The sequence below is a fragment of the Archangium primigenium genome, assembly GCF_016904885.1.
GTDB lineage: Bacteria > Myxococcota > Myxococcia > Myxococcales > Myxococcaceae > Cystobacter > Cystobacter primigenius.
The window spans coordinates 5,598,504-5,613,387 of the sequence record NZ_JADWYI010000001.1 but is presented as its reverse complement, the minus strand read 5'-3'; the positions used below and the strand labels follow the sequence as shown (position 1 = coordinate 5,613,387).

Annotated in this window: 14 protein-coding genes; 9 read left to right on the top strand and 5 right to left on the bottom strand. The window is 69.7% G+C overall.

All coding sequences use genetic code 11. The features are described from left to right. Positions 1-167: 167 nt before the first annotated feature. Positions 168-884, top strand: a complete 717-nt coding sequence (sitI6, locus tag I3V78_RS22975; protein ID WP_204490594.1) for a SitI6 family double-CXXCG motif immunity protein — start codon at positions 168-170, stop codon at positions 882-884. Positions 885-890: 6 nt separating this feature from the next. Here the strand turns inward: sitI6 and I3V78_RS22970 are convergent, their stop codons facing one another. Then, complete coding sequence (locus I3V78_RS22970) at positions 891-1,235, bottom strand: DUF3703 domain-containing protein (RefSeq protein ID WP_204490593.1); 345 nt, start codon at positions 1,233-1,235, stop codon at positions 891-893. 77 nt (positions 1,236-1,312) lie between these two features. Between I3V78_RS22970 and I3V78_RS22965 the strand changes: the two genes are divergently transcribed. The 5 genes from I3V78_RS22965 (at position 1,313) to I3V78_RS22945 (ending at position 6,418) form a co-directional block, all read left to right on the top strand. After that, positions 1,313-1,918, top strand: a complete 606-nt coding sequence (locus tag I3V78_RS22965; protein WP_204490592.1) for a hypothetical protein — start codon at positions 1,313-1,315, stop codon at positions 1,916-1,918. 210 nt (positions 1,919-2,128) lie between these two features. Then, the gene (locus I3V78_RS22960) at positions 2,129-2,527 is read left to right on the top strand and encodes a hypothetical protein (RefSeq protein WP_204490591.1); all 399 of its coding nucleotides are present in this window, start codon (positions 2,129-2,131) and stop codon (positions 2,525-2,527) included. A 16-nt stretch (positions 2,528-2,543) separates the two neighbouring features. Then, a complete protein-coding gene (locus I3V78_RS39400; protein WP_239576542.1) occupies positions 2,544-4,349 on the top strand; it encodes an RICIN domain-containing protein in 1,806 nt (601 codons plus the stop codon). Positions 4,350-4,835: 486 nt separating this feature from the next. Next, a complete protein-coding gene (locus I3V78_RS22950; RefSeq protein ID WP_204490590.1) occupies positions 4,836-5,474 on the top strand; it encodes a hypothetical protein in 639 nt (212 codons plus the stop codon). Further along, complete coding sequence (locus I3V78_RS22945) at positions 5,474-6,418, top strand: type VI immunity family protein (RefSeq protein ID WP_239576541.1); 945 nt, start codon at positions 5,474-5,476, stop codon at positions 6,416-6,418. Before I3V78_RS22950 ends, I3V78_RS22945 begins: the two co-directional genes overlap by 1 nt. Before the next feature lie 22 nt (positions 6,419-6,440). Here the strand turns inward: I3V78_RS22945 and I3V78_RS22940 are convergent, their stop codons facing one another. From I3V78_RS22940 to I3V78_RS22930, 3 genes are all read right to left on the bottom strand, one after another. Then, positions 6,441-6,785, bottom strand: coding sequence for a DUF3703 domain-containing protein (locus tag I3V78_RS22940; RefSeq protein WP_204490588.1), 345 nt, complete (start codon positions 6,783-6,785; stop codon positions 6,441-6,443). Between the two features lie 31 nt (positions 6,786-6,816). Continuing rightward, the gene (locus I3V78_RS39395; RefSeq protein ID WP_239576540.1) at positions 6,817-7,113 is read right to left on the bottom strand and encodes a hypothetical protein; all 297 of its coding nucleotides are present in this window, start codon (positions 7,111-7,113) and stop codon (positions 6,817-6,819) included. Positions 7,114-7,538: 425 nt separating this feature from the next. After that, the gene (locus I3V78_RS22930; protein WP_204490587.1) at positions 7,539-8,894 is read right to left on the bottom strand and encodes a cytochrome P450; all 1,356 of its coding nucleotides are present in this window, start codon (positions 8,892-8,894) and stop codon (positions 7,539-7,541) included. 142 nt (positions 8,895-9,036) lie between these two features. On the opposite strand from I3V78_RS22930, the gene I3V78_RS22925 reads away from it, so the two are divergent. Further along, entirely contained in the window at positions 9,037-10,326 is a 1,290-nt protein-coding gene (locus tag I3V78_RS22925) for a hypothetical protein (RefSeq protein WP_204490586.1), read from the top strand. A 16-nt stretch (positions 10,327-10,342) separates the two neighbouring features. Here I3V78_RS22925 and I3V78_RS22920 read toward each other — a convergent pair whose 3' ends face one another. Then, positions 10,343-12,862, bottom strand: coding sequence for an excinuclease ABC subunit UvrA (locus I3V78_RS22920; RefSeq protein ID WP_204490585.1), 2,520 nt, complete (start codon positions 12,860-12,862; stop codon positions 10,343-10,345). 108 nt (positions 12,863-12,970) lie between these two features. Between I3V78_RS22920 and I3V78_RS22915 the strand changes: the two genes are divergently transcribed. Continuing rightward, on the top strand, positions 12,971-14,335 hold the full coding sequence (locus tag I3V78_RS22915; RefSeq protein ID WP_204490584.1) for a DUF2380 domain-containing protein: 1,365 nt from the start codon (positions 12,971-12,973) through the stop codon (positions 14,333-14,335). Beyond that, positions 14,332-14,802 (top strand): NUDIX hydrolase, encoded by a 471-nt coding sequence (locus tag I3V78_RS22910; RefSeq protein ID WP_204490583.1) that lies wholly within the window; start codon positions 14,332-14,334, stop codon positions 14,800-14,802. Before I3V78_RS22915 ends, I3V78_RS22910 begins: the two co-directional genes overlap by 4 nt. The last annotated feature ends 82 nt before the right edge of the window (positions 14,803-14,884 follow it).

Below are 14,884 nucleotides of genomic sequence, written 5' to 3'. Positions count from 1 at the left end.
GGTTTTGACAGTAGGTTCGTCCGCCGACATGCACCGTCGACCCTCCGCGACATGGCTCCTGCTCCTGCTGGCGTTCACCGCGTGCGCGGGTGCCACCCCAGGTTCCGCCTGAACGGACCGCTCACCTCCTACTATTGTCAGGGCTGACGCCAGGGGCACACCGATCGATGCGCTTCTTTAGAATCGAGGAGGACTCCTCCTCGCGCTACACCGGCGTCGTGGACGGTGTGCACCGCTGGGTGCTTCCTGGGATTCGCGATTGCCCAGGCTGCGGCGCCACCTGGAGCGGCGGGTCCAAGACGTACCCATCGGTGGATCTGACGCCCATCGCCTCCGTGGAGGACGTCGAGGAAGCCCGGGCGGAGTCCCTTGAGGAATACGAGAGACTGCGCGAGTGCGTGCGTCCCTTCCTTCCGCCGGCCGCTCTCGTGGAGCCGGGCTCGTCCTTCGGGCCGCTCCAGGGAAAGGGCCGAGGTCACTTCGGAGCGCTCGCGGCGCCTGTTCCCTGGTGGCTATTGGTCCGACGTCCGGCGCTCTCGCGACTCCAGGGTGAGCGCCTTCAGGGCCTCAAGGCCTGCCCCACGTCATTGCGCTTCCGTGAGCGGGATGCGCCCGAATTCCTCGAACTGGAACTGCTGCCCGTGGGCCGGGTCCATCCCGCGTGCCTCCCTCCAGACAGAAAGCCGCCGTGCGGACGTTGCGGTCGACGTGGCCTCCGATTGCCCGATGCGCTCCTCTTGGAAAGGGCGACGCTTCCCAATGACCTGGACGTGTTCCGGCTCGAGGACTTCTCCACGGTCGTCGTCTGCACCGAACGCTTCGCCGAGGCGTGTCGACGCCTGGGCTTGGACGGCGTGGGCTTCAGCGCCTTGGACACGCGATAGCGGGGCTCAGGGCTCGCGCAGCAGGGCCTGGAGATCCTCGGGGATGGGCATGGGGGTGAAGATGCCGACATCCGCTCCGCCCGTGTTGCCCCGGGGCGCCCGGCCGAGCACGGAGCCCGGCGCGGCGAGCAGCAGGCGCGGCAGTTGGCCGAGCAGCTCGCGCGTGTCCCGCCCGCGCCACGCGACGCCGAACATGCGCCCGTGCACCCGGAGGTGGGGCAGGGCGTGGGCCTGGCTGAGCACGTGCGCGCGCTCGAGGCACCGCCACGCCTCGGCCCGCGCGCCCCGCGCCTCGGCCTCCAGCGCCAGGGTCAACTCCCGCTCGAAGTGCGCGCGCAGTCGAGGGGTCATGGACAGCAGGACCGGACGATGGGGGAGTGCATGCGGGGGCCTCGATGCGTGAGTCCCGGGATGATAGTGCCCATCCCATGCTCCTTCCCACGCTTTTGCGAGGCACCCACGCGCAGGTCGCGGCGCGTTGCCGAAAGCTGCTGAGCCCGCTCAAGAAGGGGCGGATGCTGGCCGAGCTCGTCGGACCGGTGGACGGCGATCCGACGGCGGAGGGACGGCTGGTGGTGACCGTGGGTCCCAGTGCGGCCCTGAAGGGGACCGAGGCGTTCCACATCTACTTGCTGCACGGCGCGGTGCGGACGGCGGCGGTCGACGGCACGCTGGCGGACGCGGTCGAGGCGCGCGTCTTCGCGGAGTCGCTCGGCGTCCCGTGGGGCGTGGTGGCGCTCAACGCCCAGCGCAGCCTCGACTGGTTCCACACGGACGCGCGGTGGGTGTCGCTCATCGACGCGACGGCGCGGTTCTGGGAGGAGCTCCAAGCGGCGGGCGACGTGTTCGCCGGGCGGTTCCCGCCGGGCACGTCGTTCTGGGACGCGCTGCCCACCGCGCGTCCGGGCCTGAAGAAGCTTGGATTGGGCGACGATGAGATCCACGCCGTCGCGACCGACGGACTGCCCGCGGTCCTGCGGCGCAACGGCTGGACGGCGGGCGAAGGCTTCACGGCGCACACACGGACATCCTGAACACCGTCGTTGCTCTGTATGGGTTCAATTGCTATGACGCGGTGAGTGAAAATCAGTGTGACATCGAGTCGCACTGGAAAATCACCAAGACAGCGAAGGGGTCCGTCATCGCCTCGAGACAGGTGATGCGCGGATGGCGCCAGGCCGCTCGCGGTGAGTGGCCCGCTTGTCTTTGTTTCACCTCCCCGTGACATGAAAGCAATTGTTCCGATGAATCGAACTTCTCTGGCATCTGTGTTCGCGCTGGTGTGCCTGCTCGGCATCAGCACGACGGCGTCCGCTGGCGTCCCCGAGGATCTCACCGCCTTCAAGACCGCGGCCTCGGAGCTCAAGGCCGCCATGGAGTCCATCAAGGACGAGGCCACCGCCAAGGCCCAGCTCGGCAAACTGGAAGCCGCGATCACCAAGTACAATCAAGCCAGCACGGCGCTGGATGCCTCGTTGGGCAAGCTGGACCGCACGAAGGAGGCCGACGCCAACCTCTACCAGAACTCCTCGGCGGAGAAGCAGACCGCGAGCCAGTCCCTCGTGGACGAGCAGCTCCGGCTGCTCTCGGCGCGCGCCCTCAGCGAAGTGGTCTCCACCAAGCTCAACACGCTTCGTCAATAAAATGAACGAGACCTCCATGACCCAACCGATGCGGCTGCCCCTCTTGTTGTGGGCCATGGCCGTGCTGTGGCTCCTGCCCACCCCGGCCCAGGCGGGCTTCTGCTGGCGTGACTCCTATGGCCGAGGGGTCGGTGCCATCCCCAACGCCTGTCCCAACGGACAGAACGACGCGGGGCTCTGCTACCCCACCTGCAACGCGGGCTACACGGGCGTGGGCCCCGTCTGCTGGCAGAATTGCCCCTCCGGCTACCCGGACTTCGGGGTGGGCTGCAGCAAGCCGGGGCCCTATGGCCGTGGCGCGGGCTACCCCTGGAAGTTCGGCGATGCCCTCAACGACAGCGGCATGTACAGCCGGTGCGAGAGCGACAACGGGGGCTCGGGCACGTGTGAGAAGAATGGCCTGATCGTCTATCCCAAGTGTCGGCAGGGCTTTCACCAGGTGGGCTGCTGCATCTGCTCCCCGGACTGCCCGGGTGATCTCATCGACAGCGGCGCGACGTGCACGAAGAACACCTACGGCCGCGGCGTGGGCACCATTCCCTCCTGTGGCCAGGGTCTCCAGTATGACGCGGGCCTGTGCTACCCGGCCGCCCGGACGGGCTACACAGGCGTCGGGCCCGTGGCCTGGGGCAACTGCCCGGCGTCCATGCCCGTCAACTGCGGTGCCGGTTGTGCGTCCAGCAGCGCCGATTGTGCTCAAGCCATCACGGATCAGGTGACGTCCGTGCTGGAGATGGTGCAGACCGTCGTGGAGTCCGTGGTGACGGGCGGCGCCGGAGGCGCGCTCAAGGCGGGCGTCAAGGCGGGCGTCAAGACGACGGTCAAGAACTTCGCGTCCAAGCTGACCAAGGACCAGATCCGCAAGAAGATCAAGGAGCAGGCGAAGGACATGGCCGAGTCCCAGATCGAGAGCCTGGTCGCCGCCGCGGCGGGCGAGGAGTTCGATCCCACCAGCCTGGATCCGACGGGCATCGGGGCCATCGTCCAGGCCTACAACCACTCGAAGTGCGAGGCGCCCGCCGCCAACTCGACCCCGCCGCCTCCCGTGGTCGCCCAGACGAGCGGCCCCGTCGTCGCGGGCAAGCTGTACACGCTGACCAACAAGAACAGCGGCCAGTTCCTGAGCGTGATGGGGGGCAGCACCGAGGACCTGGCCACCATCGTTCAGTGGCCCTCGGACGGAGGGGACAACCAGAAGTGGTGGTTCCAGGAGGTGGGCGACAACACCTACCGGTTCGTCAGCAAGCGCAGTGACAAGGTGCTCGACGTCCGGGGGCGGAGCACGGCGGATGGCGCCGACATCATCCAGTACACCAACGCGAACAGCGACAACCAGCTCTGGCTCCTGGAGCCGCAAGCGGATGGCTACTACGTGATCGTCAGCAAGAACAGCGGGAAGGCCGTCGCGGTCTCCGGGGCGAGCCAGGTGAACGGCACCCAGGTCATCCAATGGCCCAAGAGCACCCAGGACCACTTCAAGTGGCGCTTCGATCCCGCGGAGTCTCCGCAGGCCACCGCGCTCGCGGAGTGCGCGAGCTACGACCTCAAGACCTTGCGCAACCAGGTGGGCACGCAGATTTCCTGCCGCTGCGCCCAGGTAGGGGGCGGCTCGGTGTGGGGGACGGATACCTATACCGATGACTCGAACGTGTGCGCGGCGGCGGTCTACGGGGGCATCATCCCCGCGAACCTCTCGTCCAGCGGCGAGGCGGTGAAGGTCACCATCAAGGCGGGCCAGTCCAGCTACGCGGCTGGAACGCGCAGGGGCATCACCACGAAGCGCTACGATTCGTGGCCGGGCAGCTTCTCCGTCAGCCGCTGAGCCGAGCGGAGTCTCCTTGAAGCGGGGCCCGGAGCCGGAAGGCTCCGGGCCTTCGCCCGAACCTCGTCCGGGGCAGGTCTGAGTCAGTCGAGTTGACCTTTTCCCTGCCCATCGAATACCTGGAGGTCGAGGGTCCTGTACTCAAGGCGGATCCCTTCACTGGCCCAGGAACCAGGGACCCGCCTGCCTGACCGCCGTGCGCAGGGCACCGTGTGGGGAATAAGGCTCACCAGCACGTTCACGATGGGTCATGTCATGCGCGCTTTCCGCCTCACGCTCCGTTGTCGGCCTGCGCCCCTGGTGGGGGCTGTGCTCCTCGGCGTGTTTGGCACCGGTTGCTTGCACTCGGGTCGTCCTGACTGCACGCCGGCCGATAGCACCTACTCCTGCTGTTTGAAGAGACACGCACTCGCGCATCAGGTCTGTGATGGCCTCGAAGGCCCCGAGGCCTTGGCCTTCCGGCGTACCGCGGGGAGGGAGTCCGCCGTGGCGGTGGCCGTCGGTGCGTCGGCGGGTTGGGCCGTGGGGGTGCTGGTGCGCGGCACGGATGACGAGCTCGACGAGCTCCAGGATGAACTGGACGCGCTCATGGAGGAGTGCGCGGAGCGCGCGGAGCAGACCATCAATCGGCGGCGACTGGGCGGCCGCGTCCTCTCTCCCATGGAGTGCAACGAAGAGGTGGGCACGGAGGGGGACGGCAAGCGCATGACCCGCGCGATGGCCTTGGGCAGCGAGAAGCACACGGAAGCCTTCGCCTGTCTGCGGACCGAGCTGGAAAAGCTCATGGCGGGGTTCTTCCTCATCGAGCAGCGCTACCGCTTCGATCAGAAGACGGGACGTATCGAGCCCATTGGCCGTGAGGAAGAAGACCGTCTTGGACGCTCAGGACGAAGCAGGGACCTCGAGGGGACACTGAAGCCCGACCTCGTCATTCACTCGGGAGACCCCAGTCAGGTTCGCTTCGTCTACGACTTCAAGTTCCCTTGCGTGAAGGGGACGCCAGCGACCTGGAGGGTCTACGCTCGTGGGCCCTACCGCGACCAGACGCAAGGGCAGATCTATTCGAGGGCCTTCGGAGTTCCTCCGGGACGCGTCGAGCCGGGCAGGAAGGGAGTCATCCGTTGATGGAGCACTATCCCCGTATCCGACGGCACGACGAGGACGGACGCCTGGCGGTGCGTGAGGGCCTCCTGCTGTGCTTCTTCATGCGGCGTCCCCACGAGGCGCTGTCGGATGGCCTTCGCCGTGCCCTGAACCTGTACCTCGAGGCGGTGGGCCCGGAAAAGCTCGGCTGGTACCTGGATTCTCGAGGCGAGTACGACCCGGAGGACGACAAGGACGTCACGGCGGAGATGCGCCCCTTGGATGATCGGGGATGGGCCCGAGTGCGGAGTGAACTGAATGACTCCTCCGGATGCGTGCTCCAACTGGACGAGCACCGTGACCAGGTGGGCGGGTTCCATGTCGAGTACTACGGCAGACAACCCGAGACGCTCTCCAGTCCCGGATGCGAGCACGTCGTGAGTGCGGTGTCCTTCTGGCTGCCCACCGAGTTCCTGGAAGAGCGAGGCCCGGCACGCATCAAGACACTGGCGACGGACATCGCTCGCCAGCTTCCCTTCGACTCGGGCTATGTCAGCCTCGCGTTCAACGCCCTCGCTCGGTTCAGGAACGTGATTGAACTCGTCCACGCGCACTGCTTTCGCTACCCGGGAATGGACGTCCATGACCTGGGCCGCGCATCGATGGTCATGGGCACGCGGGTGCGGGGCGCTTACTGGCTGAACTTCTACGGTCGAGCGTTGCTCGGGTCTCTGGGGACCGCCGAGGCGCTTCGCCAGGAACTGGGCGCCTCGGGCGCGTCCGTCGAGGACCTGGGCGATGACAAGCTCCTGGTCTCCCTGGGGGAATGGCCGGAGACCGGCGGTCCGGAGCGGGACGCGCACTTGAGGCCCTATCGTGTCCTGGCGCGCGTGTTGGAGCCCCACCTGTACGAGGAACGCCAGCGCTCCTGGTTTGGCTTCTCCCGAGACCAGCTCCGGCGTTGGCAGCGTCGGTTCCTCGACTGAAAACCTCCCGCCCATCGCGCGCTCAGGGCTCGCGCAGCAGGGCCTGGAGATCCTCGGGGATGGGCATGGGGGTGAAGATGCCGACATCCGCTCCGCCCGTGTTGCCCCGGGGCGCCCGGCCGAGCACGGAGCCAGGCGCGGCGAGCAGCAGGCGCGGCAGTTGGCCGAGCAGCTCGCGCGTGTCCCGCCCGCGCCACGCGACGCCGAACATGCGCCCGTGCACCCGGAGGTGGGGCAGGGCGTGGGCCTGGCTGAGCACGTGCGCGCGCTCGAGGCACCGCCACGCCTCGGCCCGCGCGCCCCGCGCCTCGGCCTCCACCGCCAGGGTCAGCTCCCGCTCGAAGTGCGCGCGCAATCGGGGGGTCATCGTGTCGTCCTTCGGAGCGCTGGAGGGACGCTCAGGGTTGGAGGGACCGGGGTTCGGGAGGCGGGGCGGGACGCGGCGGCGGCGCGAGGTCGACCCAACTCACGGGCTCTCCCGCCACGGTCTCCATGCCCTCCGAGTCCCGCGTCTGGACCTCGGGCGCGAGCGTTCGAGTCCAGAGCAGCAGGACGGCGAGGGCCGCGCTCCCGAGCACGAGCAGGCTCGCGCCCAGGGCGCGCGGAGACAGGTGCCGACGCGGGCCAGGTCGAGCGAGGAAGGCGGCCGTGTCCTCGCGCTCCTCGACACAGGCGAGGGCTCCCGACAGGCGCATGTGCAGCAGCGTCAGTTCATGAAGCGCCCGAGGGGTTGCCCCCGGTGACCGTTCCACCTCCACCGCGAGAAACGGCGGAGAGGACTCACTGAGCGCGCGCACGGCCCATGAGACCCGGGGGGCCCAAGGCATGTCGGGGTCGGGCACCAATACCAGGGCCGGAGCGCCCGTCTCGATGTGGTGTGCTTCGTAGATGTGACCCAGGGCGGGATCCGAGTCTGGATGGCGCCTGCCGAGCCGATACGGTCCCAACTGAGTGCCCTCATGTGGGGGAGTGTCGCTCATGTCGTTCTGTCCTCGTGAGGTGAGGTGGAGAAGCTTACCTCGCGAGTCGGCTGGGCGAGAAGCGTGGACCTCTCCCGGGCGCATGTTGGGAGCCTCGTCACCCGGCGATCCGTGGGCATGCGCCGTGAGGACTGACAGCGTCAGCGCGCCGTCCCCGGTGCGCCGAGGCGCCGCATGCGCAACTGGATGCCGCTGCGCGGCTGGGGGAAGGGGATCTGGACGTACTCGAGATCCTGACCCGGCACGAGCTCCCACGTGTAGTGCTGGAGCAGCAGCGCCAGCACCACGCTCATCTCCACCATCGCGAAGTGCTGGCCCAGGCAGATGCGTGGCCCGCCCCCGAAGGGCACGAAGGTACCGGGCTTGCGGGGCTCCGTCCGCTCCGCGCCGAAGCGCTCCGGATCGAAGCGGTCCGGCTCCGGCCAGGTGGCCTCCGTCAGGTGCGCGCTCCGGATGCTCACCGGCACCGTCCACCCCTTGGGAATCCGGTAGCCCTTGAAGGCCACGTCCCGCGTGGTGACGCGGAAGGCCCCGCCGATGGGCGGAATGGTGCGCATGCCCTCGTGCAAGAGCTGCATGAGGTAGGGCGTGGCGCGCAGCGCGTCCAGCGTGAGCGGCCCCGTGAGGCCCGCCACCGCCGCGCGGCCCTTCTCGAGCGCCTCCGGATGCCGGGCCAGCAGCAGCATGAGGTTGCTCAGGGCGGTGACCGTGGTGTCGTGCCCGGCGAAGAGCAGCAGTTGCAGCTCGTCGATGATGGCCTCGCGCGACAGCGGTGCCTCGCCCTCGCGGGGGCTCAGGAGCGAGCCGAGCAGATCCAGCGGCTGCTCGGCGAGCGCCTGCCGCTCGGCGACGAGCCGGTGCAGCGCGTCGAGCATCGCCCGCTTGGAGGCCAGCGCCCGCCCGAACTTCGTCCAGGGCAGGTCGATGGGCACGGGGACGAAGAGCCCCGCCGTCCACCGCTGGAAGTGGTGCATGAAGTAGGGCACGTCCACCGCGCGCTCGCCGAAGAGCAGCGTGAGGGCGATCTCGAAGGCCAGCTCGCGCATGGCGGGCCAGAGCGTGAAGTCCCCGGGCCGCTCGGCCCAGCGCGTCAGGTGCCGGGCGGCGAGCGACTCGATGACGGGCACGAAGCCGCGCATCGCCGCGTAGCTGAAGTGCGGCGCGAGCAGGCGGCGGCGCTCCAGGTGCGCATCGCCCTCGAGCAGCGCCAGGCTGTTGGCGCCGAGCAAGCGGCGCACGGCGGGGCTCCAGCGGTTCTGGAGGTACTTGCCCTCGCCCGCGAAGATCCACTGCAGGGCCTCGGGACCGACCAGGAACGCGGCGGGCGAGCCCAGGATGTGCGAGCGGAACACGTCGCCGTGGCGCGCCTGGCGGCGCTCGATGAAGTGGCGGCTGGAGCGCAGGAACTCCAGGGTCTCGCCCATCAAGGGAAGGCCCGGGTTTCCGGGAGGAAGGGGAAGGGTATCGGGAGAGGCATCGGCCGCCAGCGGTGTCATGTATCGGTCACCTCCGGGCCATGGGGGGCGGGCCCGGGACGCCCCGAGGATAACGCGCCCCTCCCACGGTGATGGCGCCTGGGACCCGTGGTGGCGCCCGTCCCTCCGGATGCGCAGCTTGTCGCGCGAGCGGAGGGTGCCCATGACCGGAAAGCGTTCGCGGTGGGTGAAGGCGGGAGCCATGCTCCTGATCATGCAGGGGGTGGGGTGTTCCCAGGTGGAGCCGACGCCGGAAGCGCCCCCGGGGGCGGAGCTGCCCGCGGACCCCGGCGAGCGTCCGGCCCCGCCGGCACCGGAGACTCCCTCCAGGCCCTCGGAGACTCCTTCCGAGCCGCCCGCGCCGCCGCCCGCGCCGTCGTCGGATGCACCCGAGACCGCGTTGTCCTGCGAGGCCCTCTGGCCCGGGGAGCCCGGCACGAGCCGGAGCATCACCCTGGACCCGAATGCCCGGGACGCGGATTGCGGCCCCGGCACGAGCAACGGCGCGGGGTTCCTGGCGCTCATGAACTCGGGGTATCCGGGCGTCTCGGCCTGGGACATCGTCACCCCGGACGGGGTGGACACGGAGTACGTCATCGTGGCCGGCGACTCGACGGTCGACATCTATCCTCAGCCCCGCGGGTTCTATGTCACCCCGTCGTCGCCCGGCGGCGTCTGGATGTCGATGAACGTCGCCAACGGCGATTGGCTCGGGTCGTTCACGGTGACCGACTCCTGGAACACTCCCTACGACGTGGCCCCGGACCCCGCCGGGGGCGCGCTGGTGACCGTGTGGGAGCCGCGGGAGGGGGACCTCCAGGTGCTGACCTCCCGGTTCGTCGAGGCCTATGCCCAGCCGCGCACGTCCGTCAGGGAGTGGGTGTCCGCTCCGACGGACGAGGCGCGCTTCGTCATCGCCGGCGTGGACACCCGAGGGCGTGGGCTCCTGCTGTGGCCCGAGCCCTCGGGCACGGGGTGGGGGGGCCGCTGGCTGAAACCGGACGGCACCGCCCTCACCGCGTCCTTCACCTTCCCCGCGCCGCCCGTCACCCCGCATGACGTGACGAACCTCTACCCGCTGGCTGGAGGCGGACTCGCGCTGCGCAGTGGGGCACAGTGGATCGCGCACTTCCCCAGCGGCGAGACCACGGCCGCGCCCGCGCCGGGATGGCTCGCGAGCCATCCCGGGTCAGACCTGGTGCTCGTGCGCGGCGGGCGGGCCAACGCCCTGATTCCCCCGTCGACCTTCGTCGAGGGCGCGGGCTGCCGCGAGACGCTGCTCCTGTTCACCCAGGACGGCACCGCCTGCGGCGAGGTGGCCTTCCCCCTGGACGGCGACACGTGCTTCCGGCGGCGCCTGGGCATCGGGGTGGACGGCACCGTCGTGCAGCAGGTGGACGCGCGGGCCACCAACCAGTGCGCCTGGCGTTGGTGGCCGGAGTTCCTGAAGTAGCGCTCGGACGCGGCGCTCAGAGCGCGCGGGCGAGGAACGGGGCCGTGCGGCTCTGGGCCGAGCGGGCCACCGTGGCGGGAGGGCCCGCGACGACCACGCGGCCGCCCTCGTCGCCCGCGCCCGGGCCGATGTCGATGACCCAGTCGCTCTGGGCCACGACGCGCAGGTCGTGCTCCACGAGCAGCACGGTGTGCCCCTGCGCCACCAGGCCGTTGAGCTGGGTGAGCAGCTTCTCCACGTCCGCGGGGTGCAGGCCCGTGGTGGGCTCGTCCAGCACGTAGAGCGTGTGGCCCCGCTGCACGCGTTGCAGCTCGGTGGCGAGTTTGATGCGTTGGGCCTCGCCGCCGGACAGCTCGGTGGCGGGCTGGCCCAGGCGCAGGTAGCCCAGGCCCACCTCCTTCAAGACGCCCAGGGCGCGCCGCAGCGGAGGCTCCTCGGCGAAGAAGTCATGGGCCGTGTCCACCGTCATGCCCAGCACGTCGGCGATGCTCTGGTCCCGGTAGTGGATCTCCAGCGTCTTCGCGTTGTAGCGGGCGCCGTGGCAGGTGGGGCAGGGCGCGAAGACGTCGGGCATGAAGATGAGCTCCACGCTCACGAAGCCCTCGCCCTCGCACGTCTCGCACCGGCCCTTGGCCACGTTGAAGGAGAAGCGCCCCGCGTCGTACTTGCGCGCCCGCGCGGCTTTCGTGGCGGCGAAGAGCTTGCGCACGGTGTCGAACAGGCCCGTGTACGTGGCCAGGTTGGAGCGGGGCGTGCGGCCGATGGGCTTCTGATCCACGCGCACCAGCCGGGTGACCCCCTCCATCCCCGAGACGATGCGGCCCTCGGCGGGCGCGGTGGGCGTGCGCTCCAGGGCCTCGCCTTCCTCCTCGTCCTCGGGGGGCGGGTGGCCCAGGTGCGCGGAGACGAGCTCCACCAGCACCTGGCTCACGAGGCTCGACTTGCCCGAGCCCGAGATGCCCGTCACCGTGGTGAACACCCCCAGGGGGAAGTCCACGTCCAGCCCGCGCAGGTTGTGGCGGCGCACGCCCGCGAGCCGCAGCCAGCCGGTGGGCGCGCGGAGCGGGTGCCGCGGGCCGGGGTGGGCCTCCAGCAGGTAGTGGCGGGTCTGGGAGGCCTCGACGGCCGCGAGGCCCTCGGGAGGGCCGCTGTAGAGCACCTGGCCGCCGTGCTCGCCCGCAGCGGGCCCCACGTCGACGATCCAATCCGCCTCGCGGATGACGTCCACCTCGTGCTCGACGACGAAGAGCGAGTTGCCGGCGCGCTTGAGCTGCGCGAGCGCCGCGAGCAAGGCCTGGGTGTCCGCCGGGTGCAGGCCCGCCGAGGGCTCGTCGAGCACGTACACCACGCCGAACAGGTTGGAGCGGATCTGCGTGGCGAGCCGCAGCCGTTGCAGCTCGCCGGGAGACAGGGTGGGGGTGCCGCGCTCGAGCGAGAGGTAGCCCAGACCCAGCTCGCGCAGGGTCTGGATGCGGCCCAGGAGGTCCTTGGCGAAGCGCTCGGCGACGAGCGCCTTCTCCGGGTGCGCGCGCCGCAGCTTCCCGAGGTCGGGCGCGGTGCCCTCGGCGGTGGGGCGCAGCACGTCGGCCAGGCGCGAGAGCGGCAGTCGGGACAGCTCGCCGATGTCCATGCCCGCGAAGGTGACGGACAGGGACTCACGGCGCAGGCGCTTGCCCTCGCACAGGGGACACGCGGTGCTCAGCAGGTGGCGGGCCACGCGCCGCTTGATGGACTCGCTCTCGGTGGTGGCGAAGGCCTGGAGCACGTACTTGCGCGCGCTCGTGAAGGTGCCCATGTAGCTGGGCGGCTCCTTGCGCTTGAGGGCGCGGCGCGTCTCGGCGGGGGTGAGGCCGGCGTAGACGGGCACCGTGGGCTGCTCCTCGGTGAAGAGGATCCAGTCGCGGTCCTTCCGGGACAGCTCGCGCCAGGGCGTGTCCACGTCGTGGCCGAGCGTCACCAGGATGTCGCGCAGGTTCTGCCCGTGCCAGGCGGGCGGCCACGCGGCGATGGCGCGCTGGCGGATGGTGAGCGAGTCGTCGGGCACGAGCGAGCGCTCGGTCACCTCGTGGATGCGGCCGAGCCCGTGGCATTGGGGGCAGGCGCCCGCGGGGGTGTTGGGCGAGAAGGCCTCGGCCTCCAGGTGGGCCTGGCCGGGCGGGTAGTGGCCGGCGCGCGAGTAGAGCAGGCGCAGGGAGTTGGAGACGGTGGTGACGCTGCCCACGGAGGAGCGGGTGGTGGGCGCGCCGCGTTGCTGCTGGAGGGCCACGGCGGGAGGCAGACCCTCGATGGTGTCCACGTCCGGCACGCCGACCTGATCCATCAGGCGCCGGGCATAGGGGGCCACGGACTCGAAGTAGCGCCGTTGGGCCTCGGCGTAGAGCGTGCCGAAGGCGAGCGACGACTTGCCCGAGCCCGACACGCCGGTGAACACCACCAGCGCATCGCGCGGGATGTCCACGTCCACGTTCCGGAGGTTGTGCGTGCGCGCGCCCCGGACCTGGACGGTGCCGCGGGGAGGTTCACTTCGTTTGGGCATGGCGCTGGATCTCCCACACGACGAAAGCACGCGCCACCTCTCCGAGGATCGGGGCCGCCTGATAGATTGGAAATCCCCCATCGGAATCCGTGGGCCTGGGTATGGACGATGCGCGCTGACTCATCCAGGGGCAGGGGAACAGGGCTTCTGCTCACCCTGGCCCTGCTGTCCAACGCCTGTGCGTCGCTGGAGCCTCTTCCCGACAGGGGCGAGGGGACGGAGTGGCGTGGCGTCCTCGCGACCCATGTGGCGTTTCTTGGTGCCTTGGATGAGGTGTCCGCCTCCTCGCGCCGCATTTCCAGCGCGCTCTCCAAGCTCAAGGCGAGCCACCTGGGCATCGCGGGCGCGGGCAACGGCATCTTCGTCCGGTACGCCGAGTATGGAGAACGTCGACTGCGGTGGGTTGACGCCGAACTCACGGTCGCCAGCCGGTTGGCCACTGCCGCCTCGGAAGCGGAAGACCCGGACCTGCAACTCGCTCTGCTGCGGATGGCAGGCCCACGATTGGAGGCCGCCATGATGGGCTCCCTCTTGCTGGCCGTGTGGTTCGACTTCCTTGAACTCACCGACGCCGCGCTCTCCCGGCACCTCCAAGGCGTGGAGGCGCTGGTCATGCACATGGACCACGTCCAGAAGATGCTCGAGCCCATCATGACGGCGCTCTCCGCACTGGAGCCAGAGCAGGTGGACGCCGCGGCCCGAGACGTCCCCGCCCTGGTCGGGCACCTCACCGGCGAGTTCGCCACACGCCGTGAGGCCCTCCGCAAAAGCGCGGACGTCCTCCAGAAAGCACTGGCACTGAAGGAGGCCATGGAGTCGCTCCCTCTATTGTCGGCGCTGCGGTTCTCTCTGCCTCGGCTGATGCCGCGAGCCGGCCCGGCGACACTCGGCGTGGGTCTCATGGTGAGCGCCAACGGCGTGATGAGCGGTACGCGGATGGTCGTCTCCGCTGAGTGGGTGGAGATGATGCGCGGATTGGTGCGGGCGGGGATCCTCTCCATGCCAACCGTCAGCGCCGTCGTGCGGATTCAGGCCGGGCACGTGATGATGGCCGAGGCGCGCGGCGAGCTGCCCCGAGGGGTGCGCGAAGCACTGGGCGACAGCCCCGAAGTGCGGGGCATGCGCGTGACGGGCAAGGTGGGCGCCGGTATGGCCGAGCTCCCGCGACACCATGTCCTGCCGAAAGAGTTCCGCGCGTGGTTCGAAAAGCGCGGCTTCACCGGCGAGATGGACATCGACCAGTTCTGCGTCAGGCTGGAGCGGGCGCACCACGAGGCCATTCACGGTGGGGGTAATTGGAAACGTGGGCGCACCTGGCCGGGGGAGTGGAACCGGATGCTCATGGAAGCGCTGCTCGATGCCGAGGCCGAAGCTGGCCGGATGTTGACTCGGAACGAGATCTTGAAGCTCGTCACGAAGCGGATGAAGTTCTACGACCTCCCGATGAACTTCATGCCCTGGGGAAAGTCATGACGGACGGCCGCTCCTGGGAAGGCAACTGGGTGGTCCGCCTGTACGAGCGGGTTCGCGAGCGGGGTCATGACTCGTTGACCGCCTTCGCCGAGGCGCGCCCCGCCGTTCCTTGGGTGGTGCTGGCCGAGGAGCTTGGCCCGCACGATGTCGCCGGGGTGCAGGTGTTCAGAGGGTTGCTCTCCGAGGCGGAGCGAAGCCACCGCGTCACTCGCTTCGTGCGCGACGCCCTCGTGCGCGAGCTCGCGGAGAGTTTCCCGGAAGGCTGGCCGAGCGTGCTGGACGATGCGAGCCGGGGAGAGCTCGCCATGACACTCGGCACGTGGAGCGCCAACACGCCAGAAACGCATAAGGAGCGCGTCAGGCAGGCCCGCGCGGTTCTGCGCGCCACGCCACCACCGCCCGGCTGGCGCCCACTCGGCCCTGACGACGAACTGCTGCGCACGCTCCTGCCTGACGAGGACGTCTGACGTCATCTCCAGTCTGGACGCTGCGTCGGGGCGAGCGGAAGATGCGCGCGAGAAGGCGCCTTCCGCTTTCCCCTGAGGAGCG